Genomic DNA, 21176 nt, shown 5'->3' with positions numbered 1-21176 from the left:
GGTCGATCTCGGCACCATGACGAGCAAACGGCCTCGCCGGGAAGTCACGGGACGAAGGCATCAATGTGGCTCCAGACATTCCCTCATCCTTGCCGGAAGTGCGCCGGCCCGAATTCGGTCGGCGCTCCCGACCGCCTGGTGACCGAACCGGTTCCGATGCGTCGATCTCGCCATACCGCCGAACTTACCCGAACTGCTACTGCAGAAAACGGAGTGCTTGGGGATACGTCGTTCGATCAGAAGGCTTACCGCCAGAATGTCTGCGACCCGCTGATCAGGCTAAGGGGGTAACCGGCGCCAGACACGGCGCTACCTCCTTTGCTGCTCTTGCCGGCAATGACACGCCGTTGTGAAGTTGAATGCGGAAAATCCAGCCGTGTTCCTTGGCGAAACTCATGACGATCAGCGCATTTGACATGAACTCCCACGGGCCCGGCATCCGCGTCGGGCAAAACCGTCGCCCGCTTGGGGGGCGGTCCAAGAGGATGATGGATGTGACGGTCGCGTCGATCGCGCTTGTCCTCGCCGCTCCGGTTATGCTGGCGATTGCCCTCCTGATATTGCTGACCGACGGCGCGCCGGCGATATTCTCCCACACCCGGGTCGGCTTCAACGGCAAGCGCTTCTCCTGCTACAAGTTCAGGACCATGGTCGCCAATTCCGAGCAGGTTCTGGCCGAGTATCTTGCGACCAATCCGGAAGCCGCCAAGGAATGGGAGCAGAACTGGAAAATCAGAAACGACCCCCGCATCACGTTCCTGGGACACATTCTCAGGAAATCGAGCCTGGATGAGCTGCCTCAACTCATCAACGTGCTGCGCGGCGAAATGAGTTGTGTCGGCCCTCGGCCGGTCGTTCCCAACGAATTGCAACGCTACGGCGCTTGTGCGATCGACTATCTTCGGGCCCGGCCGGGGCTTACCGGCCTGTGGCAAGTGACGGGCAGAGACGCAATAGACTATCCCAGTCGTGTCAATATCGACAGCCGCTACGTGCGGAACTGGTCCATGTGGGCCGATGTCATCATTCTCATACGGACGATCTTTGCCGTGATGAAATTCGACCATGCGTCTTGACCAATGCGCGTCGCGCTGAAACGGATTCGGGCGACGCGCTTCAGGCCTTGTTTTCATGCACATCGTTTTCGCAAAACCGCTGCGCGACATGCGTTGGGCGCATCGCGAATTCTTCCTCGTGCCTGTCTATGCCTCGAAGACCGCAGTACCACCGGCGGTCCCAGCCATCATTGCTGAGGGGGCATGCTGCGCCGCCACATGACGCCGAGGAGGAGGCCGAACAGGTAGGCGAGCTGCAGCGCGACAACGAGGAGCAGGATCGAAAGCAAGCGGTGCCAATCGAACAAACCGCCAATGCCGCCTGCTATGGTTGCGACCACGACAATGACGGCTGTCGCGACGATAAGCGCGGGCGCACGAACGCGAAGTCCCAGCAAGACGCCGATCGCACCGACGGCGATGAGACCCAAAAGCACTGCGATCTCCTATGGTGTGGAAGACTCAAAGTGTGCCGTGCGCAAAGTCTCCCACATCCGCGGATCCGGACCAACACTCAATCTCGGCGCGCTGCCCGTCGCCTTAACAAGGTGGCTGGAAATCGCCGCACCACGGCCGCTTGCACAAAAGGCGTAGGACAGCTTGTCCCAATGACGTCCTTTCGCTCATTTCCTTGCCCGCGGGCTGAGCCTACGCTGCTTATGAAATAGGTACGCGGAAGTTCACCCGCGGTGCGGCAGCGTGTCTTGAATCGTTGCGCCGGAATTTACTGTGAGCACACCATTCGCCACAGCCTCATAGGCCGCCGAAGATGCTGGAAGCGCCGCCTCCGGTGAGATGACCCACCCATGCTGCAAGTATCTATTCTCCTGCTTATCATGTCGACATGGTTCCCCGGCGCCGCGCGGATTGGCGGAGCCGACGGTTCAATTTCCTTTTTGCTGGCCCTGTTCTGCGCCTTGCTAAGCGTCGCTACCTACAGCGAGATAGCAAGAAGCCTTCATCGAGCTGAAGCGGCCTTGACGACTGCTGTGCTGACGACGGCTGCATTCATCGTTGTTCTTTCCCTGCTATCGATGACCTACGCCGACAACCCGATCAGGACTGGACGCGCGGTTTTCGCGCAGGTGTTTGGTTTCGCTACGATCCCGGCCGTTGCGGCGATCTCCATTAGACCCAAGGGTCCTGAGGCGGTTGACAGGATTGTAACGGCGATGATCATCATGAGCGTCGTAACATCCTGCCTCGTGATAGTAGGCCTGGGCGGTGCCAGGTTCGCCGACAGGGCCGCAGGATATTTCAAGCATTCGAACCAACTGGGAATTGCCCTGTCGGCGGGTCTGCCGCTTGTCGCCGCGAGACTCACCGTTTCCCGCAAATACCGAATTCTTCTCCTTGGCAGCCTCGTGGCGGTGCTCCTTGGCCTGGTGAAATCAGGCTCAAAGACCAATTTCGTCGTCGGTGTTGTTGGTCTTGGATTGTTCTTTGGGCTATACTGTGTTTATCTTATAAGAAGAAAGAAGAATCCGATATCAATAATTGTTGGGATGGTTGCGGCTCCGGTATTATTTCTGGCGAGTTTGCAGACGTTGCAGCATTTCAATCCGCGAGCCTACAACCTGCTGTTCGTTCAACTCTCCGGAGGCGACGCGCACTCCATGATATCGCGGCAACGCCTATGGTCGATGTCGATCGATCTGGGCTTGGCGCATCCGTTCCTGGGTGTGGGTGCGGGCCAGTGGATAGGCGACATAGCTCCCCACAGTCATAACCTGTTCATCGACTATTTCCGGACGCTGGGAGTGCCCGGCCTCGCTTTGGTGACGGTCATTGCTCTGTTGGCCACGTTCTACCTGGCAAGCGCCGTTCTTCACACATTGATTGGTAGTGACGCGAGCGAGCCCTCGGCAAAGACCGATGTGATGGTGCTCGGTGCATCGGTTTCTGTGTTGAATTATCTCGTCGCCAATCAGATGAGCGATTCCTTCGGCCCGTCGACGGCGCCTTTCTTCTGGCTGCCATTGGCGCTGCTCATGTTCTATCGCGGAATGCAGCGACTGCCGCGGACCGAGCGGGCCGAGAATACTATGCAGTTCAAAGGCACTGCGTCGCCGGCATTCCAACACTGACCTTTTCCTGCTCTCTCCTTGTTCTTCCGAGCGCTATCTCCGTCAAGTGAGCCCATGACTTCGCATACGGTTCGTGACCTGGTGGCGGGCCTCCCGTCATCCGAAGCGCGTGCGCTTCATACAGATATTCGCTTTGTAGAATTCTTTGGTCTCCCCGGCATTGGGAAGACGACCGCCTCCAGCCTGATGGCGAAAAGCTTGCAACGGTGCGGTCCGCTGGTTGGCGAAGTGAGGATAGCTGGGGAGACACGAACATTCATCGGCAGGCAGATATACAGGATCGGAATCGTCATCCCACGATTCAGAGATCCTGAGTTCCGTTCGCTGGTTGGGCGGATTGGGCGCTTCGTCATCGAAAGCGGGCAGATGTCGCTTGTCGATGTGATCAAAGTTACCTGGAACCTTTGTTCTTTGATCGCCTACATAGAAGATGAGAGAACAAGAAAGAATTCGATAATCATACTGGATCAGGGGTTGCTGCAGGGCTTCTGGTCCATCTTTCTGAAGAGCAAGCATCGAACGACATCCGAAAAATGGCTTGATATACTTTCTTCCATTGGCATGCATGACATGATTTTTGTTCATCTGCGCGGCGGCGCCGACATCGCACGAGATCGACTCCTGACCAGGAGCGATCGGTCCTCGCGGATGCAAAGAAAATCTGCGGACAGCTACCCTGATCTCTGGTCGGCGGCGGATCATACTTGCCGCGAAATGGCTGCGGACCTCGAAAGGGAAATGCGCGCGGAAGACCACTCCTGCGTACTGGCGGCGGTCGATGTGGACAGGCTGGCATCGCCCGAAGACGTTGCGGAAAGAGCGCTCGAGGCGGTCCTGCTCGCATGCCTCGACAGGCATCGGTTGTGCGACATGGCAGGACAATGAGCATGAGAATGGATCGCCGTGCATTCATGAGCCTTGCCGGCTCATATCCCCTATTCGCCCTGTTGCCCGGACCACAAAAGGCGCAGGGCGGGCAGGCGCCACTCCCGCCGATTGACAGCGGGAAAGGCCAGCCGATCGTCTTGAATGGCGAGTACGGCTATGAGCAGCAGTCAATTCGGAACCTCCCGGAGGGATCAACAATCGATGCCCGGAATGCGTCCTTCACGGTTGCCAACAGCCGGAACAGCGAGCCGAGCGTGACGATGGGCTGCGACGAGGGGACGCTGCCGGTCAATCGTTATCCGGTTGTCATCCGCGACTGCCCCGGCGTTCGGTTCATCGGCGGGCGCTTCAATGGTGAAGTACCGCAGACGTCGGACTGGGAGGACACATACTGCAACAGCGCGGCTCTTCTCGTCAGGGGCGAAACCGCGGACGCCACGATAGAAGGTGTTCGTGTGCGCCGCTGCTGGGACGCAATTCGCTTCGCCGAAGGGGCCACGCGCTTTCGCGTCAAAGGCTGCTGGCTCAGCGAGGTCCGGGATGACGCGGTGGAGAACGACTATCTGCTTAGCGGCACCATCGAAGATTGCCTCTTCGATGGGTGCTTCTCGGGGATCAGCGTGGATCCCGCGAAAAAGGAGCGGGACGGAACGAACGAGACCGTGCATATCGACAGAACGCTCATCCACATGCATGCCTATCTGGCCAAGGGTGAAATCACGCATCAGACGCCGGTCAAGGCCACCGACCGATCACCCAGGTTGCGGATCACGGGATCGGTCTTTGCGCTCGCCGCGGCAAACATGCGTGGGTTTCATCGTCTGGAACGCACGTGGCGGCTGGCGATCGAATGCCGGGACAACATGCTGCTGTGGCTGCCCGACGAGCCGATGCCGTCCGCATTCCCGATGCCACCGTCCGGCTTCACGGTGCTGACGGGAATCGATGCCCGCCGATACTGGGACAAGGCGCATCTCCAATGGATCACGGCGCATCAGGACGTGGCCCGCTTTACCGACGAAGCGCTGTGAGGCCGCACCGTCGGCAAGCAGCGGATCGTTGCCGTCCACAGCTGCAACGACGGCAATCAATCGACCTGAGCGCTGACACCGCCTCCATGCCCGCGGTCTCGCCCTGTCGGCAGGATCGCACCCAGATCAACTGGTTGATCACTCATCGCACGAACTGCGCAAACACGGAAACAGAGGTGGGAGCCATGAAAGGCAGGGAAGTCGAGCTGCTATGCACGCTGGGTCCGGCGTCGCTGAACGACAAGGTCATCCATTGGCTGGAGCGGGCCGGCACCTCGCTATTGCGCCTCAATTTGTCACACACGAAGATCGAGGATCTCGAGCGGATCATCACCTTCATCCAGAAACGGACGCACATTCCGATTTGTCTCGATACCGAAGGCGCGCAGATCCGCACCGGCCCGCTGGCCGACGGAAAGGTGACGGTGCGCGAAAACCGGTTCCTGACTGCCCGGGCGCGGCCAGCGGCAGGCGACCAGTTCGGCATCAGTTTCTACCCGGCATATATCATCGACAAGCTTCAAGTCGGCGACTTTATCAGCATCGACTTCAACGCTGTCCTGACCCAGGTCGTGGAGAAGAACAACGACGCCGTCATCCTGAGGGTTCTGAACGGTGGAGAGCTCGGCCAGAACAAGGCCGTAACGGTGCAGCGCACTATCGAGATGCCGCCCCTTACCGACAAGGATCTGGCGGCCATCGCGATCGGCCGCCGGATGGGCATCCGCCATTTCGCGCTTTCCTTCGCGCATCGTGCGTCGGACGTCGACGGCACCCGGGCCAAGGCCGGCCCCGGTGCGGTCATCATCTCCAAGATCGAATGCCTGAGCGGCTTGCGCCATCTCGCGTCCATCGCCGAGAAGTCGGATGCGATCCTGATCGATCGCGGCGACCTGTCCCGCGAAGTTCCGATCGAGCAGATTCCGGCAATTCAGAAGATGATCATCCGCACCGCCAAGGCGCATGGCGCGAAGGTCTATGTCGCAACGAACCTGCTGGAGTCGATGACGAGTTCGCCGACGCCGACACGCGCCGAAGTCAACGACATCTACAACACTCTGGCGGACGGCGCCGACGGCCTCGTCCTGGCGGCGGAAACCGCCATCGGCCAATACCCGGTCAACTGTGCAAGGATGGTGGTCAAGGTCGCCGAGCAATTCCGGCGCAATGTGCACAACGGCACGCATTCCATCCGGGTGCGCCCATCGTCTTTGCTGGCCGGCGTCGAGCCTCATGGCGGACGCCTGGTCAGCCGGACGCTCGGGCCGGCGGAAGACCTGGACATCAGGGATCTCCCCGCGATCACCGTCGGTGACGATGAGCTGACCGACGTCGAGCAGATCGCGCGCGGCACCTTCTCGCCGCTGTCGGGCTTCATGGACAGGGCGTGCCTGGAAAGCGTACTCGAATACAACCAGCTTCCCTCCGGCCTGGCCTGGACAATGCCGGTTGTCCTGGCCGTCCCGAGGGAGATCGCAAGCCGATTTTCTGAGGGCGACAGGGTTCTCCTTTCCAGCAAAAGCGGAATGGCGCATTCCGTTCTCGACATCGGCGAAACCTACGATTTCGAGCCGGAGCTGCTCGCGCGCAAATGGTTCGGCACGGACTCGCGCGAGCATCCAGGCGTCGCCCGCGTGCTTGCGCGCGGCGGCCACTTCCTGGCCGGCGGCATCACGCTCATCCAGCCGCTGCCCTTGCCATACCGGCGCTACGACCTGACGCCGGCCCAACTGCGCATGGTCTTCGCGCATAAGGGCTGGAGCCGGGTCGTGGCCTTCCACAGTCGCAACATGGTCCATCGCGTCCATGAGGTGATCCAGATGGCCGCCTTGGAGCGCACTTACGCCGACGGCCTGCTGATCAACCCTGTTGTGGGACTTGCCAAGCGCGGCGATTTCATGCCGCACCTTATCCTCGACGGCTACCAGGCCATGCTCGACTACGGCATTTATCCGCCGGGCAAGGTGGTGCTCGCAAGCTTCATCACCTATCCGCGATTTGCGGGCCCACGCGAAGCGGTTTTCACGGCATTGTGCCGCAAGAACATGGGCTGCAGCCATTTCATCATCGGACGCGACCACTCGGGCGTCGGCGGTTTCTACGCTGCCAATGCGAGCAGGGAGCTGTTCGATGAGCTCGGCGATTTAGGCATTGAACCGATCTTCTTCGATGCCATCGGCTACGACACCCAGTCCGAGAGCTATGTCGATCTGAACGCCTGCGAGGCCGCGACGCCTATCAGCGGCTCGGAGATTCGACGCGCCTTGAGGGCGGGGGAGGCGCTGCCGAATTGGATGATGCGATCCGAGGTGCAGGACGTCGTGCGCGCCGAGATGATGGTGCAGCACGCACTGTTCCAGGAATAGGGCACAAACCGGGGATGAGAGATGGTCAATGGAACGAGACATTTCGGGCTGATGCCCCAACAGGATTGCGGATATCCGCAGCCGGGAACGGTGTTGTGGCTGCTGGGCCCAACCTCGGCCGGCAAGACGACGCTGGCGACCCGCGTTGTCGCGGATTTGCGACGGCATGGCGTTCCGGCCATTCTCTTCGACGGCGATGAGGTCCGTGGGCTCTTTGGAGCCGATCTCGGATTTGGCGCGGACAGCCGTTTGCGGGTGGTCTCGGTCCTGGTGCATCTGGCCAACAAGGCTGCCGATGCCGGCCTGCGCGTGGTGGTCGCCGCGCTCACCGCCGGGCAGGATGCGCGCCAGTATGTCCGCGAGAATGTCACAAACCTGACGATCGGCTACGTCGCCTGCTCCGTCCAGACTTGCGCGCAAAGGGATCCGAAAGGGCTGTATCGCAAGGCGATGAGCGGCGAGATCGATACGCTGATCGGCTACAACACCGAGTACCGGGCACCCGACAACCCGGACCTCGTACTCGATACCGAGGCACATTCCCTGGATGAACTCGCGGCGCGGATTGTTGCCTCCTATGTTCGCGATTGACCGTGGCGGTGACCCCCCGACAACATCCCAGATTCACCTTTCGAGCGCGTCAAACAAGGCGGCGCCATGAACGATTCTGAACTCGCGCGCTTCTTCCTGTCCCTTGTCGTGCTGCTCGTCGGCGCGTTGGGCGGCGGACATATGTTCGAGCGGCTGAAGCTGCCGCGCGTGATTGGCGAGATCGCGGGCGGAATTGCGCTCGGCCCGTCGGTGTTGGGGCTTGTCTTGCCCGACGCGCACAAATGGTTGTTCGCCGGGTTTCCCGCCCAGGGTGCCTTGCTCTCCGCCTTTTACTGGCTGGGCCTCGTTTTGCTGATGTTCACCGCCGGCTTCAAGATGCAGACGGAAGGCATGGCGGGATCGGGCCGCATCATACCGGCGCTGGTGGTCGGCGCGCTGGTGGTTCCGTTCGCATGCGGCTATCTCGGCGCGCCGCTGTTCGCGGACGCACAGAAGGGCGACGCCTTTGCATTCAAGCTGGTGATGGGTATCGCGGCGGGCGTCACGTCGATCCCGGTCATCTCGCGCCTCTTCCTCGATCTCGGCCTGATGAACAGTTCGTTCGCGCGCAACATTATCGGCGCCGCGACCATTCAGGATCTCATTCTTTGGAGCATGCTTGCCATCGCCACGGCGGTGCAGCACGGCGACGCTGCCGACGCGGGAGGCATCGGGCGGGTGATCGCGATCAACCTCGCTTTCGTGCTCGCCTCGCTCTTTGTCGCGCCGGCCGTCGCACGCGAGGTCCGGCGAAGGGTCTTCGGCAAGTTCAGCGAAGCGTCCTTGACCGGCTACACGATGCTGTTGTGCCTGGTCTTCGTGGCGGCCGCGAGCCTCTTGAAAGTCAACATTGTCTTCGCCGCGCTTCTCGCCGGCTTGGTGATGACGCGGTTTCCCTCGCGGCATCTTGCTCCAGTGAAACAGCATATCGCCGACATCTCGATATGGTTTTTCGTACCGATCTATTTCGCGCTTGTCGGCCTGCGGCTCGATTTGGCGCACCAGTTCGACGGTTCGCTCATCCTCTTCTTCATCATCGCGAGCACGGCCATCAAGTTGGTGAGCTGCACCACTGCCGCCAGGATAGCGGGTACCGCCTGGGCCAGGGCTTTCGACTACGGCGTCGCCATGAACACGCGCGGCGGGCCGGGCATCGTGCTGGCAAGCGTGGCATACGCCGCCGGCATCATCGATGAACGCATGTTCAGCGCGCTGGTGCTCGCATCGATACTGACTTCCTTCGCGACAGGGTTCTGGTTGCGCTGGCGGCTGGCGCATGATCCCGAAGTGTTTGCCGAAGCGGCGCGGCCGCCCGCAGCGCCGATGCGCGGCCTGGCATCGGCAACCACGGAGTTTCTGGTCCGGGCTGTGCGATCGCCGTCAAGCCGAGCCCAGCACGCCGCTGCCAAGCCCACTGGTGCTGGCTCGGCTGGGGAAGAGAGCAATCGAATGGACGAAGTGAGCGGCAACCGAATGGGCGGTCCGCTTCATCCATCGAATGCGCCGGCTTTGCAACGGTAGCTTGGACCACCGTCAGCGCATTGGCAGAGGACGACTACTCGATGAAGCACAGCGTGGCGAAGGTCGCGCGAGGCGCGACCGATTGCGGTCCGGCCACATTCGTGGTCCAGGCTCGCCTGGCGCGCGTCGGAGGGCAGAACATCCTGTTCAGCCCGTCCCGGCAGGCCATCTTCGCCGTCAACGATACCGCTGCCGAGATTTGGCGCTCCCTGGAAGAAGGCACGCCACCGCAGGCCATCTCGCTCGAGATGGCGCGCAGCGGCGTCGACAGTCGCGAGGCGAACCGGCATGTCGAGACCGCGCTCGAGGATTGGCAGCGGCTGAGCCTCATACGGCCCTGCGCGCCGTCACCTCCATCATCGGCTCAAGAGCTTGTGAGCCAGGTGGTCGCCATTGCAGGCCTTTGCATCCGCATCGTCTATCCGGCCGCCTGCGCCTTTCCCGCTATCACCGTATTTCGGCATCTCGAGGTCCAAAGAGAGACTGCCGACATTCTGCTGCAGATGGTCGAGCAGGGGGGACGGGTCCACCTGTTCCGGAATGGCGACTGGGTTCTGTCGTGCTCCCCCGACGAACTTCCGGTCATGCTGAAAGGGCAGCTGCTGACCGAGGTTCTCGACCACGGCGCCTATGAACTTGCCGTCCACGCGGCTGCACTTGTTAGAAACAAACGCATGGTGCTTGTTTGCGGCAATCCGGGCGCAGGCAAGACCACGCTGACCATGGCCCTGGTCCATGCAGGGTTCGGCTTCGCATCTGACGATGTGACGCTGCTGGACTCCAATGGGCATGGCGTGGGCCTTCCGTTTGCCCCCGCGGTCAAGGCGGGAGCATGGCCGCTTCTGGCCGAATACTGCCCCGATCTCTATGCCGTTCCGGTCAGCCGCCGTCCGGACCGCAGGCGCGTTCGATTTGCCATGCCCGGGGAGTTCGTGCCGTTGCCGCCTTCCCCCACAGCCATCGGCTGTGTGGTCCTGCTCCGTCGCAGTCGCGACTCGAAGGCTGGGCTGGAGTCGGTCGACCCAGCCGGCGCATTGCGCGGCCTGCTCAACGGCGCGTTTTCGCCCGGCCGGGAACTGAGCGGCGCCGCGTTCGATGTATTGACCCAGATCATCGGGTCGGCGCAGGCCTATCGGCTGACCTATTCGAGGCTGGATGATGCGGTGGAGCTAATCACGAGGGCGTGCCTATGATGCACAGGGGCAACGCGCTTGAGGCGCTGGTCGCCGGCCTTCGCGGCTGTCCGGACGACAGGGCTGACTGGCAGGCAGTGATTGCCCTGGCCAATCACTGCCTGCTGACACCCGACCTGTTCTCCTCGCTTGCGCATGCTGGCCAGATCCACCGGCTTCCGCAGGACGTCCGCGAGTACCTTCGGTTCGTTCACGACTGCAATCTGGAGCGGAACCTGCGCCTGCGAGCCCAACTGGGGGAAGCGGTTGCGGCCCTGAACCGCCGCCGCATCGTTCCGCTCCTCCTAAAGGGGGCCATCCCCTTGTTCCTTTCCCCGCCCGGTCGGGTTCCCAGCAGGATGACCAGCGACCTCGATGTGGCCGTGGAGCCCGACGAAGAGGCGACCGCCCGCGCTTGCCTTGAAGAGCTCGGCTATGTCGAGGTGGCGGGCGCTCGAGGCATGGCCCGCGGGCAGGACGCCGGAATGCTGGAACTCCGTGCGAGCCGGGCGAATGGTTTTGAGCCCCCTAGGTTCGTCCAGCGGGATAGCCTTCGGGTGAGAATTCCGCCCGCCCAGTCCCGGGTCCGGCACTGGATGGAACACGATCTCTTCAAGGAGGGGGACTACTGGCGCGGAAGGATCGATCTGAGGCATCTTCGTGATCTGGCACAATTGGCCGAAACCGACGATGTGGATTGGACGGCGCTGCAGGCATCCATGTGGGATCGAGGCGCGCGCAATGCGCTCGACACCCAGCTCCTGGCCCTGCACCATTTCTTCGGGACCCGGATCCCGGCGAAATGTGCACAGCGCCCGATGGTCCGTTTCCAGCACTGGAGGCGCATCTTCACGGCGACACACCCGATCATTGGCGCTCCCTTGCGTTTGGCCGGCAATCTAGCGTGGGGCGCAAGGCGGGTTTTGCAGTCCGATGGTTTGGCCCGACGTGGACCGTCCGACCTCGCGCGTCGCATCGCGCGCACGCTCCTGAGCGGTCGCACGAAAATCTAAGTCTTTTGGAGAAGTTGTTTCTTATTCTAGAGCTTCTAAAGTAACTCTGTTAAAAAGGGGGTTGCGATATGGCGCCAGAAAGTAAACATAGATCGGGAGCGACGATAGAGGTCTTGGCTTCCGAAGCTCACGCTCGCCGGGACTTTCTCAAGAAGGCGGGACGGTTCGCGGCGGTGACGCCACCAGCCATAACACTTTTGCTTGGCACAAGCTTGAACTCCCGAGCGATTGCCAAATCGGGCGGTTCACGTCCAGGCAATGGTTGGGGGGACGAAAACCACATTCACCTTGGCCCTCCCGGCCAGGTGGGCAAGCTCTGATAGCTATAAATTCGAGCTTCCGACATACTTTCGCATCGACCCTCCCGGTCACGGAAAATAGCGGGATCGAAGCGTAGCGCCCGAGTTTGCCATTTGACGACCCGGACGCTCACGGCACGCCAGAGTGCCGCGAGCGGTCCGGGTTTTTCTTTGCCGGCGGCGACCGCAGTGCGGCTCGGCGCTTCTCAAACGTTGAGGCGGCGGCGTACGGCCGCGTGTTCAATACGCAGCCGACCCCCGGCGCCTGGGTGGGCTTATGGAATCGCTTCACGGGAATCGAGACGATTACTTGCCGTGAGGAGGTGGTGGTGGGCCGTGGTGGCCGTGCGAGCCGCCCGATTTGGCGATTGCCTTTGATCTCAAGCTTGTGCCGAGCAGGAGGGTTATGGCTGGCGGCGTCACCACCGCGAACCGCCCCGCCTTCTTGAGAAAATCCCGGCGAGCTTCGGTTTCTGAGATCATGTTTTCCGAATGAACTGCCTTTTCGTTGTCACGGAGACGTCTCCCATAAAACCCGATCAGTCTTTTCTTTTGCATTTCAAGTATCGGTAGTTTTCATCTTACAATTGCCGGAATAGCCTTCCGATTCAGCCTAAAGACGTATCGGGCCTGAAAGCCAATTCTACGCGAGCAGAAGGCTGCTTACGAAGTTGTCGTTGTGGAACTGCTCCACATGAACACCAGTCAGCGTGATCTGGTCCCCGCCGCCCAGGGATGCCACGACATTCGAGCCCTGGTTCGTGGCCACCTGCAAGAACTGGCTGGCGTTGTAGATGCCAAAGGCTCTTAGATCGAGGACGTCGCCGGTGCCGGCGCCGGGCAGGAAATTCATGACCGTGTCCTGACCATCACCGACAGCGAACACCAACAGGTTGTGCTGGTTGCCGGCAACCAGCATGTCGTTTCCGCGCCCGCCGATCAGCGTGTCGTTGCCGCCAAGGCCCCACAGATAGTCCGCGCCGGATGTGCCGTTCAGGACGTAGCCGCCGTTGACGATCGTCGGCGTGCGCCCGGCGGGCGTCGGGACAAAGTAGGAATCCGTCAGCAGGGGGGTTGCGGTTGTCCCGTCGAAGCTGCTCACCTTGTAGAACTCGATCAGCATGCCCTGGTCCGTGACCGTCACCAAGCTGGTGCCGACATTGGGAACGCTCTTGCCGGAGCCGCCGAGGCCGGTGGTCGTGTAGGGAAGATAGACGCCGTCGCCGTTGTCGTCTCGGTTCTCCCGGTAATAGTTGTGCTGGTGCCCGGCAAAGACCGCGTCGACGCCCCATTGCTCGAAGGGCCACCGCATGGTGGCGGTGTAGCCGCTCGGGTTATAGGGCGTGTGATGGAAGTAGGCGACGTTGAAGCTTGCGTCGGAACTCGCGAGAAGGTTTTGCATCCAATGACCTTGCACCGAGGTGGAGCTGCGGCCATCCGGCTCCTGCTTGTTGCTGTTGAGAGCAAAGAAGTGAACCGGTCCGATCTGGAAATCGTAGTACCTCTCGTTGTCGGGCATCGTGAAGTAGTTCAGGTATGTGCCGACGTTGTTTTCGTTGTATTCGTGGTTGCCAAGCGTGGGAAAGAAGCGGTTGATGGCGCTGCCGCTTCCATATGCGCCCTGATAGTTGCCGATATAGTCGTGATATTGCTGGCCGACAGCAGCGTCCATGACCTGCGGTGCGTAGACGTTGTCGCCTATTGTGAGAATGAAATCGACGTTCCAGGCATGGATCATCGCCGACACCGCCTTCTCGCCAGAGAGATCGGTGTCGCCGTAATCACCAAAGACCGCGTACCGGTATAGCACCTGCGGCGCCGTCGCCGGAACGACGCTGACCGTATAGTCCTGCGCGGCCGTGCTGCCGTCGGACGAGGTTGCGGTGACGTGCAGATTGATCGACTGCTCGGTTGCCGCATTGAGCGTTCCCGTGCCCGAGCGCGTGATGACACCCGTGCTGGGATTGATGGCAAAGCGCGTGTCGTTGATGCTGTAAGTGACCGTATCGGTTACATCGGGATCCTTGGCCGAGGCAGTGATGCCGATGGTCGTGCCAGCGGCGGCGTTCTGGACGATCTGGTTGACGGTAGAGTCGGCATCCTGTGGATGCTTGAAGGAGACCGGGCCGGTCGTCGGCACATAATACTCGATGTGCAGGAGCGGGGCGCCGGCGGCGCTGCCGTCGAAGGAATAGGCGCTGCGCGTGCCGCTGCTGCCGCTGACGACGAAAGCCATGTCGTTGAGCGCCAGCCAGCCCGAGCGGCCGATGATCTCTTGCACGATGGCCGAGAGATCCGGCGTGCGTTCGGCAAGGCCGGCTTCGTTGTTCACGGTCCAGTCGGGTGGCGTCCACGTCGCCGAAGCATCCGTCGTCGGGCGCGAGGTGAGGTCGCTGGTTTCCTGCTCGAAGGGAGTGGCTTCGTCACTGTCTTCGCCCCGGATCAGGAGCGACACAGGGCCAGTGCTCGTATTCTGGGCCTGGAACTGGATATAGGCGCTGGTGATGACGGCGTCGTAAGGAATGTCGACCCCGGTGAAGCGCATTCCGACGGTCTGGACCTTGGTGCCCGAAACCACCATGTCGAGATTGCCGCTGATGAGGTCCATCCCGCCGGTGGGACCTTGCTCAGCGTCGTCGGCACTGGACCCGATCTTTGTCTGGAAGACCGGCCCCGTGGCCACACTGACCGCATAGTCCTGCCCGGCGGTGCTCCCATCGGACGAGGTCGCGGTTACGTGGAGGCTAACCGTCGGCTCGGTTGCCGCGTTGAGCGTGCCGGTGGCCGAGCGCGTAATGACGCCGGTGCTGGAATTGATGGCAAAACGCGGATCGTTGATGCTGTAGGTGACCGTCGATCCGGCGTCGGGATCCTTAGCCGAAGCGGTAATCCCGACCGCCGTGCCGGCGGCGGCGTTCTGGGTGATCTGGTTGGCGGTCGTATCGGCGTCGGGCGGGGTGTTAAAGGCGACCGGTTCCGGGCTGTCAGTGACGGCGACGGTGAAGGTCTGGTTGGCGGTGCTGCCGTCCGACGAGGTTGCCGTCACCGCCAGGTTGATCGACGATTGGGTCTCGAAGTCCAGCGTGCCGGTGCCCGAGCGGGTGATGACGCCGGTGCTGGAATTGATGGCGAAGCGCGTGTCGTTGAGACTGTAAGAGACGGTCGAACCGGCATCGGGATCCGTGGCCGAGGCGGTTATGCCGATGGCCGTGCCTGCCGCGGCGAGCTCAGCGATCTGGTTGGTGGTTGAGTCGGCGTCAGGTGGCGTATTGAAGGCCACCGGACTGCCGGCCGGACCGGGCAGGGTATACTCGATGTGCAGCAGCGGCGCGCTGGCCGGGTTGTACTCATAGGAGTCAGCCGTTCGCGTGCCGGTGCCGGTGACCAGGAATGCCATGTCGTTGAGCGCCGCCCAACCGGAACGGTTGACGATCTCTTGGACGATAGCCGTGAGATCCGGTGTGCGTTCGGCGAGGCCGTGCTCGCCAACTGTGGTCCAGGCGGCCGGCGCCCAGGCTGTGGACGCGCTCGTCCTGGGAAGCGAGGACACGTTGAACTTGGCGGTGGTGAAGGGATTGGCGTCGTCGACATTATCGCCCTGGATCAGCAGCGACGTCGCGCCGGACTTCACCTCGTTGGCCTGGAACTGGATGTAGGCGCTGGTGATGATGGCGCCCTGAGGGATGTTGATGCCGGTGAAGCGCATGCCGACCGTCTGGCTGGTGGAGCCGTCATAGCCCAGCTCCAGGTCGGTGACGTTGGTGGAGATCGAGCCGTTGCCCTTCTGCTCGACATCGTCGCCGGCGGCCGCCACCCTTGTCTCGAAGATCACTGGTGTGCCGCTCGTCCCCGAGACGGCGACGCTGTAAGCGTGGGTATCGGTGCTGCCATCGGACGAGGTTGCGGTGACGGTGAGGTTGACCGTCGGCTCGGTTGCCGCGTTGAGCGTGCCGGTGTCTGAGCGCGTAATGACGCCGGTGCTGGAATTGATGGCAAAGCGCGAATCGTTGATGCTGTAGGTGACCGTCGATCCTGCGTCTGGATCCTTGGCCGAGGCGGTGATCCCGACCGCCGTGCCCGCGGCAGCGCTTTGGGCGATCTGGTTGACGGCGTTGTCCGTATCCGCCGGGGTGTTGAAGGCGACCGGCTCGGGGCTGTCGAGGACGGCGAGGGTGAAGGTCTGGTTGGCGGTGCTGCCGTCCGACGAGGTTGCCGTCACCGTCAGGTTGATCGACGCCTGGGTTTCGAAGTCCAGCGTGCCAGTTCCCGAGCGTGTGATGACACCACTGCTGGCATCGATGGCGAAGCGCGTGTCGTTGAGGCTGTAGGTGACGGTTGAGCCGGCATCGGGATCGGCGGCCGAGGCGGTGATGCCGATCGCCGTGCCCACCGCGGCGAGCTCGGCGATCTGGTTGGTGTTGGTGTCGGCGTCAGGCGGTACGTTGAAGGCCACGGGGCTGCCGAGGACGGCGACGCTGAAGGCGTGGGTATCGGTGCTGCCGTCGGAAGAGGTTGCGGTGACGGTGAGGTTGACTGAAGGCTCCGACGATGCGTCGAGCGTGCCGGTGCTCGAGCGCGTTATGACGCCGGTGCTGGAATTGATGGCAAAGCGCGGGTCACTGATGCTGTAGGTGACCGTCGAATTGGCATCGGGATCCTTGGCCGACGCCGTGATTCCGACCGCCGTGCCCGCGGCAGCGCTTTGGGCGATCTGATTGACGGCGTTGTCCGTGTCCGCCGGGGCGTTGAAGGCGACCGGTTCCGGACTGTCGAGGACAGCGAGGGTGAAGGTCTGGTTGGCGGTACTGCCGTCCGACGATGTTGCCGTCACCGTCAGGTTGATCGACGATTGGGTCTCGAAGTCCAGCGTGCCGGTGCCCGAGCGGGTGATGACACCGCTGCTGGAATTGATGACGAAGCGCGTGTCGTTGATGCTGTAGGTGACGGTTGAGCCCGCATCCGGATCCGTGGCCGAGGCGGTTATTCCGATAAGATCGCCGGCCGCTGCGAGTTCGGCGATCTGGTTGGCGGTTGGGTCGGCATCGGGCGGTGTGTTGAAAGCGACCGGACTGCCGGAAACAGGCAGAAGATACTCAACGTGCAGCAGCGGCGCGCTGGCAGGGTTGTATTCGTAGGAATCGGCGGTGCGCGTGCCGGTGCCGGTGATCAGGAACGCCATGTCGTTGAGCGCTGTCCAGCCGGAGCGGTTGACGATCTCCTGGACGATCGCCGTGAGATCCGGCGTGCGCTCGGCAAGGCCCTGCTCGCCGACGATGCTCCAGGGGTCCGGAGTCCAGGCAGTGGATGCCGACGTCCGGGGAAGCGAGGACACGTTGAAGCTGGCGGTGGTGAATGGATTGGCATCGTCGGTATTGTCGCCCTGGATCAACAGCGAAGCCGCGCCGGTCATGACCTCGTTGGCCTGGAACTGGATGTAGGCGCTGGTAATGATGGCGCCTTTGGGGATGTCGATGCTGGTGAAGCGGATGCCGACGGTCTGGCGGGTGGTGCCGTCATAGCCCAGTTCAAGATCGTTGATGTTACCCGAGATTGTGCCGGAGCCCTTTTCCTCGACATCGTCACCGGCGGCCGCCACCCTTGTCTCGAAGATCGGGTCGGCACCAAGCGCACTGTTGATGGCAAGCGTAGTCGCCGTCGCGGTCGTGCCGGTGCCGGCGATCGTATACGGGCTGGCGGCGTCAGTGCTGTCTGCAACGCCCGTTCCCGCACTGTGCCATATGCTGAGCCCAGTCGCCGTCGCGGCGCCGAGAATGGTGCCGTCGAGATGGGTGCCGATACTGGCTGCCGCCTCTGCGAGGCCGGTCAGCTTCAGTCCGCCATCGCCTGCCCAGGTCGGGGTGGCCCCCAGCGTGGCGATGAGGCTGGCGATCTTGGCAGCGGCTTGATCCGTGCCCTGGCTGTCGGTGCGCGTGCCGGCTTCGGCGGCGAGGCCGTTCAGGGAGGCTTCCAGCAGGCCAGCCTCGTCGTGCTCCGCGCCGCCCGGATCGCCGGCTCCGGCCGGCGAATGGCCATCGATCAGGTGGAGGCCCTTCAGCAAGGACAGGGAGTCGAACTCCGCCGTGATCGGTCCAAGGGTATTGCCGCTGTCCGCAATCCGAGGTGGTTTGGACATGTCAGATCTCCTTTGCCGCTATTCTCCGGACCTGGGCCTCGATGGGTCGGGAGGTGAACATCGCAGCCAACTCCGGCCCGTCGCGATCGAGACGGCGACGGTCGAAGGAGGCGGCTGAATTGCTGTCGGTGATATCTTGCTGTCCGGGACCTTCGCGTTCCGTCAGGCTGCAGCCAGCGCGGCAGCATGGCAGACAGCAAAAGCCGGCAAGTGCGGCCGGGCTTGTTGCCACGGCGTCACTCGCGCGGAGGGCAGTATTGTCTCAGGGATGAGTGGTTAAAGGTCGCTTTGGATCAGACGAGCAGCCAATCATTCAATTGGAATTCATAGACCTTGCCATCGTTCTCGGTGGGATTGGAGTCGTTGTCCACGCCGCGATCGGTGATGTAGAGGCTCATATGGTGGCTCGGATCGTCGCTGCTCGGCGCCAGCGCCAGCCCCGACGGCTTGCGCGCCTGGGCCGCGGAGATATCGAGCGTGCCCAGCAACTGCCCCGTCGGTGTCACCATCGCCACCGAGTTGCGTGACTGAAGGATATACAGGAGGTCGTGGACCGGGTCGTATGCAATGCTCTCGTCAGAAGGGGTTCCGAGCGAGCGCGCGGAAAAACTCGTCACGATGTCATCGCCACCCGTGCTCGCGACGCCGTCGAAGCTGCCGTTCGGACCTGGAGCGACGGTGTAAATCGTCTGCGTTGTGCCGTCCGCGACATACAGCACCCCACGATTTGTGTCATACGTGATCCCCTCCGGGTCCGAACTGCCGAATGCCGACGTCTTGAACGAGGTCAAGATGTCATCGGATGTGTTGTAACGCCCATCGGTCCCGGGATTCAGCTCATAGACGCTCTTCGTGCCGGTGTCGTCCGCGAAGAAGAGATGGTGATTGGCTGGATTGTAGGCGACCCCGGCCGGCTCATCGGAAAAGCTGATGGTTGTAAGCGTGCCCACCAGGCTGCCGCTCAGGCTCATCTGATAGAGGTTCTTGCCGGTAAAAATGGACATCTCATCGACTTCGCTGTCGGCAACCAGCAGCGTGCCGAGGTGAGAGATGTAGACGATATCCATAGGGTCGGGACTCGGCGGCGACCACTGCGAAGTCAGGATTGTATGTTCCAGCGTTACCGATGTCGGCAATTGGTTGCCCGCGACGTTCACGCTGAAGGCGTGGGTGTCCGTGCTGCCGTCGGAGGAGGTGGCCGTCACGTGGAAGGTGATCGACGGCTCGGCCTGGGCGTTGAGCGTGCCTGTGCCTGAGCGCGTGATAACGCCGGTGCTGGAATTGATAGCGAAGCGCGGGTCATCGATAGTGTAGGTGAGTGTCGAGCCGGCGTCGGGATCCTTGGCCGACGCCGTGATCCCGACCGAAGTGCCCGCTGCGGCGTTCTGGGCGATTTGGTTGACCGCGCTGTTGCTATCCGGCGGCGTATTGAAGGCGACCGGTTCGGGGCTGTCGAGCACGGCCACGGTGAAGGTGTGGTTGGCCGTGCTTCCGTCCGACGAGGTTGCCGTCACCATCAGATTGATCGACGACTGGGTTTCGAAGTCGAGCGTGCCGGTGGCCGAGCGGGTAATGACGCCGGTGGCGGCATTGATGGCAAAGCGCGGGTCATTGAGGCTGTAGGCGATGGTCGAGCCGGCGTCGGGGTCAGAGGCCGAGGCGGTGATGCCGATCGCCGTGCCCGCTGCGGCTAGCTCGGCGATCTGGTTGGCGGTCGTATCGGCATCGGGCGGCGTGTTGAAGGCCACCGGACTGCCAGCCGGACCGGGAAGGAGATATTCGATGTGCAGCAGCGGCGCGCTCGCCGGGTTGTACTCATAGGAGTCAGCCGTTCGCGTGCCGGTGCCGGTGATCAGGAACGCCATGTCGTTGAGCGCCGCCCAGCCGGAGCGGTTGATGATCTCCTGGACGATCGCCGACAGATCCGGCGTGCGCTCGGCAAGGCCATGATCGCCTACCGTGGTCCATGGGTCCGGTGTCCAGGCCGTGGATGCCGTCGTCCTCGGAAGCGAGGACACGTTGAAGCTGGCGGTGGTGAAGGGACTGGCGTCGTCGGTATTGTCGCCCTGGATCAGCAGCGACGCAGCGCCGGTCTTAACCTCGTTGGCTTGGAACTGGATGTAGGCGCTGGTGATGATGGCACCCTTGGGGATGTCGATGTTGGTGAAGCGGATGCCGACGGTCTGGCGGGTGGTGCCGTCATAGCCCAGTTCAAGATCGTTGATGTTGCCCGAGATTGTGCCGGAGCCCTTTTCCTCGATATCGTCGCCAGCGGCAGCCACCCTGGTCTCGAAGATCGGGTCGATCGCATTCAGACTGGAGGCAAGGAGGCTATTGCTGGTGACCGCGAGCTCCGTCGAGGTCGTGCCGGAGTCGGCGACTGCTTGGGAGGCGGTGTAGGCCCAGTCTGCATTCACCGTTCCTGGCTGATGCCAGAAGTTGGTGGCATTTGCCGTCGCTGTGCCGAGAAAGGTGCCGTCGAGATGAATGCCAATCCTGGCGGCGGCCTCGGCGAGACCGGTGAGCTTAAGACCACCATCGCCCGCCCAGCTCGGGGTGATCCCATGCGAGGAGATGAGGCCATCGATCTTGAGCGCGGCTTGATCGGCGCCTCGGCTGTAACCGAGCGTGCCGGTTTCGGCGGCGAGCCCGTCGCCATCGACGGTGCCCGCTTCCCATGTCATGGAGGCTCTCAGGAGGCCATCCTCGCCGTGCCCGACGTTCGGACCACCGGTCCCGGCCGGCAAACTGTCATCGAGAAGGTGAAGGCTTCCAAGTATCGGGCCGAGCTCCATCGTCGCCGGTCCGGCTGCCCCGCTGTCTGGAATCCACAATGGTCTGGACATATCAAAATCTCCTTTGCCGCTGTTTCCGGAACTGGGCCTCCAACAGGTCCGGATAGATGGATGTCGCAGCCGGCTCCTGTCCGTCGCAACCGAAGGCGTCGACGATCAGAAAACGGGCCGCACAGCTTGCGGCGATGATCCGTGAGGACTGTCCTTTGCGCCGGCACGATGGGG

Annotated in this window: 13 protein-coding genes; 9 read left to right on the top strand and 4 right to left on the bottom strand. The window is 62.1% G+C overall.

Annotated features, from left to right (window positions below):
* The first annotated feature begins 395 nt into the window (after positions 1-395).
* Complete coding sequence (locus EN853_RS16785; RefSeq protein ID WP_245517057.1) at positions 396-1076, top strand: sugar transferase; 681 nt, start codon at positions 396-398, stop codon at positions 1074-1076.
* Positions 1077-1243: 167 nt separating this feature from the next.
* Here EN853_RS16785 and EN853_RS16780 read toward each other — a convergent pair whose 3' ends face one another.
* Positions 1244-1492: a hypothetical protein gene (locus EN853_RS16780; RefSeq protein ID WP_127860830.1), complete on the bottom strand. Its 249-nt coding sequence runs from the start codon at positions 1490-1492 to the stop codon at positions 1244-1246.
* A 369-nt stretch (positions 1493-1861) separates the two neighbouring features.
* On the opposite strand from EN853_RS16780, the gene EN853_RS16775 reads away from it, so the two are divergent.
* The 8 genes from EN853_RS16775 (at position 1862) to EN853_RS16740 (ending at position 11724) form a co-directional block, all read left to right on the top strand.
* A complete protein-coding gene (locus EN853_RS16775; protein WP_127860831.1) occupies positions 1862-3142 on the top strand; it encodes an O-antigen ligase family protein in 1281 nt (426 codons plus the stop codon).
* Between the two features lie 54 nt (positions 3143-3196).
* Positions 3197-4027: an AAA family ATPase gene (locus tag EN853_RS16770; protein ID WP_127860832.1), complete on the top strand. Its 831-nt coding sequence runs from the start codon at positions 3197-3199 to the stop codon at positions 4025-4027.
* A gap of 8 nt (positions 4028-4035) precedes the next feature.
* A complete protein-coding gene (locus EN853_RS16765) occupies positions 4036-5061 on the top strand; it encodes a hypothetical protein (protein ID WP_127860833.1) in 1026 nt (341 codons plus the stop codon).
* Entirely contained in the window at positions 5010-7427 is a 2418-nt protein-coding gene (locus EN853_RS16760) for a pyruvate kinase (RefSeq protein ID WP_245517064.1), read from the top strand. Before EN853_RS16765 ends, EN853_RS16760 begins: the two co-directional genes overlap by 52 nt.
* A gap of 21 nt (positions 7428-7448) precedes the next feature.
* On the top strand, positions 7449-8018 hold the full coding sequence (locus EN853_RS16755; RefSeq protein ID WP_127860834.1) for an adenylyl-sulfate kinase: 570 nt from the start codon (positions 7449-7451) through the stop codon (positions 8016-8018).
* Positions 8019-8084: 66 nt separating this feature from the next.
* On the top strand, positions 8085-9539 hold the full coding sequence (locus EN853_RS16750) for a cation:proton antiporter (protein ID WP_127860835.1): 1455 nt from the start codon (positions 8085-8087) through the stop codon (positions 9537-9539).
* 41 nt (positions 9540-9580) lie between these two features.
* Positions 9581-10732, top strand: coding sequence for a PqqD family peptide modification chaperone (locus EN853_RS16745; protein ID WP_127860836.1), 1152 nt, complete (start codon positions 9581-9583; stop codon positions 10730-10732).
* On the top strand, positions 10729-11724 hold the full coding sequence (locus tag EN853_RS16740) for a nucleotidyltransferase family protein (protein ID WP_127860837.1): 996 nt from the start codon (positions 10729-10731) through the stop codon (positions 11722-11724). The genes EN853_RS16745 and EN853_RS16740 overlap by 4 nt, the downstream gene beginning before the upstream one ends.
* Before the next feature lie 605 nt (positions 11725-12329).
* On the opposite strand, the gene EN853_RS16730 is transcribed toward EN853_RS16740, so the two are convergent.
* From EN853_RS16730 to EN853_RS16720, 3 genes are all read right to left on the bottom strand, one after another.
* On the bottom strand, positions 12330-12581 hold the full coding sequence (locus EN853_RS16730) for a hypothetical protein (protein WP_127860838.1): 252 nt from the start codon (positions 12579-12581) through the stop codon (positions 12330-12332).
* 85 nt (positions 12582-12666) lie between these two features.
* Entirely contained in the window at positions 12667-18156 is a 5490-nt protein-coding gene (locus EN853_RS34605) for a metallophosphoesterase (RefSeq protein ID WP_245517055.1), read from the bottom strand.
* Between the two features lie 293 nt (positions 18157-18449).
* The gene (locus EN853_RS16720) at positions 18450-21002 is read right to left on the bottom strand and encodes an RTX toxin (protein ID WP_245517054.1); all 2553 of its coding nucleotides are present in this window, start codon (positions 21000-21002) and stop codon (positions 18450-18452) included.
* Between the last annotated feature and the right edge of the window lie 174 nt (positions 21003-21176).

Origin of the sequence: Mesorhizobium sp. M1C.F.Ca.ET.210.01.1.1, from assembly GCF_004791585.1 — a bacterium.
Classification (GTDB): domain Bacteria; phylum Pseudomonadota; class Alphaproteobacteria; order Rhizobiales; family Rhizobiaceae; genus Mesorhizobium.
Note: the sequence above shows the minus strand (reverse complement) of the source record. Positions and strands in the feature narration are given on the sequence as shown.

Excerpts from the sequence above, each read along its gene's own strand:
- EN853_RS16785 (WP_245517057.1), top strand. The coding sequence starts at position 396 with ATGACGATCAGCGCATTTGACATGAACTCCCACGGGCCCGGCATCCGC.
- EN853_RS16775 (WP_127860831.1), top strand. The coding sequence starts at position 1,862 with ATGCTGCAAGTATCTATTCTCCTGCTTATCATGTCGACATGGTTCCCC.
- EN853_RS16770 (WP_127860832.1), top strand. The coding sequence starts at position 3,197 with ATGACTTCGCATACGGTTCGTGACCTGGTGGCGGGCCTCCCGTCATCC.
- EN853_RS16765 (WP_127860833.1), top strand. The coding sequence starts at position 4,036 with ATGGATCGCCGTGCATTCATGAGCCTTGCCGGCTCATATCCCCTATTC.
- EN853_RS16760 (WP_245517064.1), top strand. The coding sequence starts at position 5,010 with ATGGATCACGGCGCATCAGGACGTGGCCCGCTTTACCGACGAAGCGCT.
- EN853_RS16755 (WP_127860834.1), top strand. The coding sequence starts at position 7,449 with ATGGTCAATGGAACGAGACATTTCGGGCTGATGCCCCAACAGGATTGC.
- EN853_RS16750 (WP_127860835.1), top strand. The coding sequence starts at position 8,085 with ATGAACGATTCTGAACTCGCGCGCTTCTTCCTGTCCCTTGTCGTGCTG.
- EN853_RS16745 (WP_127860836.1), top strand. The coding sequence starts at position 9,581 with ATGAAGCACAGCGTGGCGAAGGTCGCGCGAGGCGCGACCGATTGCGGT.
- EN853_RS16740 (WP_127860837.1), top strand. The coding sequence starts at position 10,729 with ATGATGCACAGGGGCAACGCGCTTGAGGCGCTGGTCGCCGGCCTTCGC.
- EN853_RS16730 (WP_127860838.1), bottom strand. The coding sequence starts at position 12,581 with ATGCAAAAGAAAAGACTGATCGGGTTTTATGGGAGACGTCTCCGTGAC.
- EN853_RS34605 (WP_245517055.1), bottom strand. The coding sequence starts at position 18,156 with ATGTCCAAACCACCTCGGATTGCGGACAGCGGCAATACCCTTGGACCG.
- EN853_RS16720 (WP_245517054.1), bottom strand. The coding sequence starts at position 21,002 with ATGTCCAGACCATTGTGGATTCCAGACAGCGGGGCAGCCGGACCGGCG.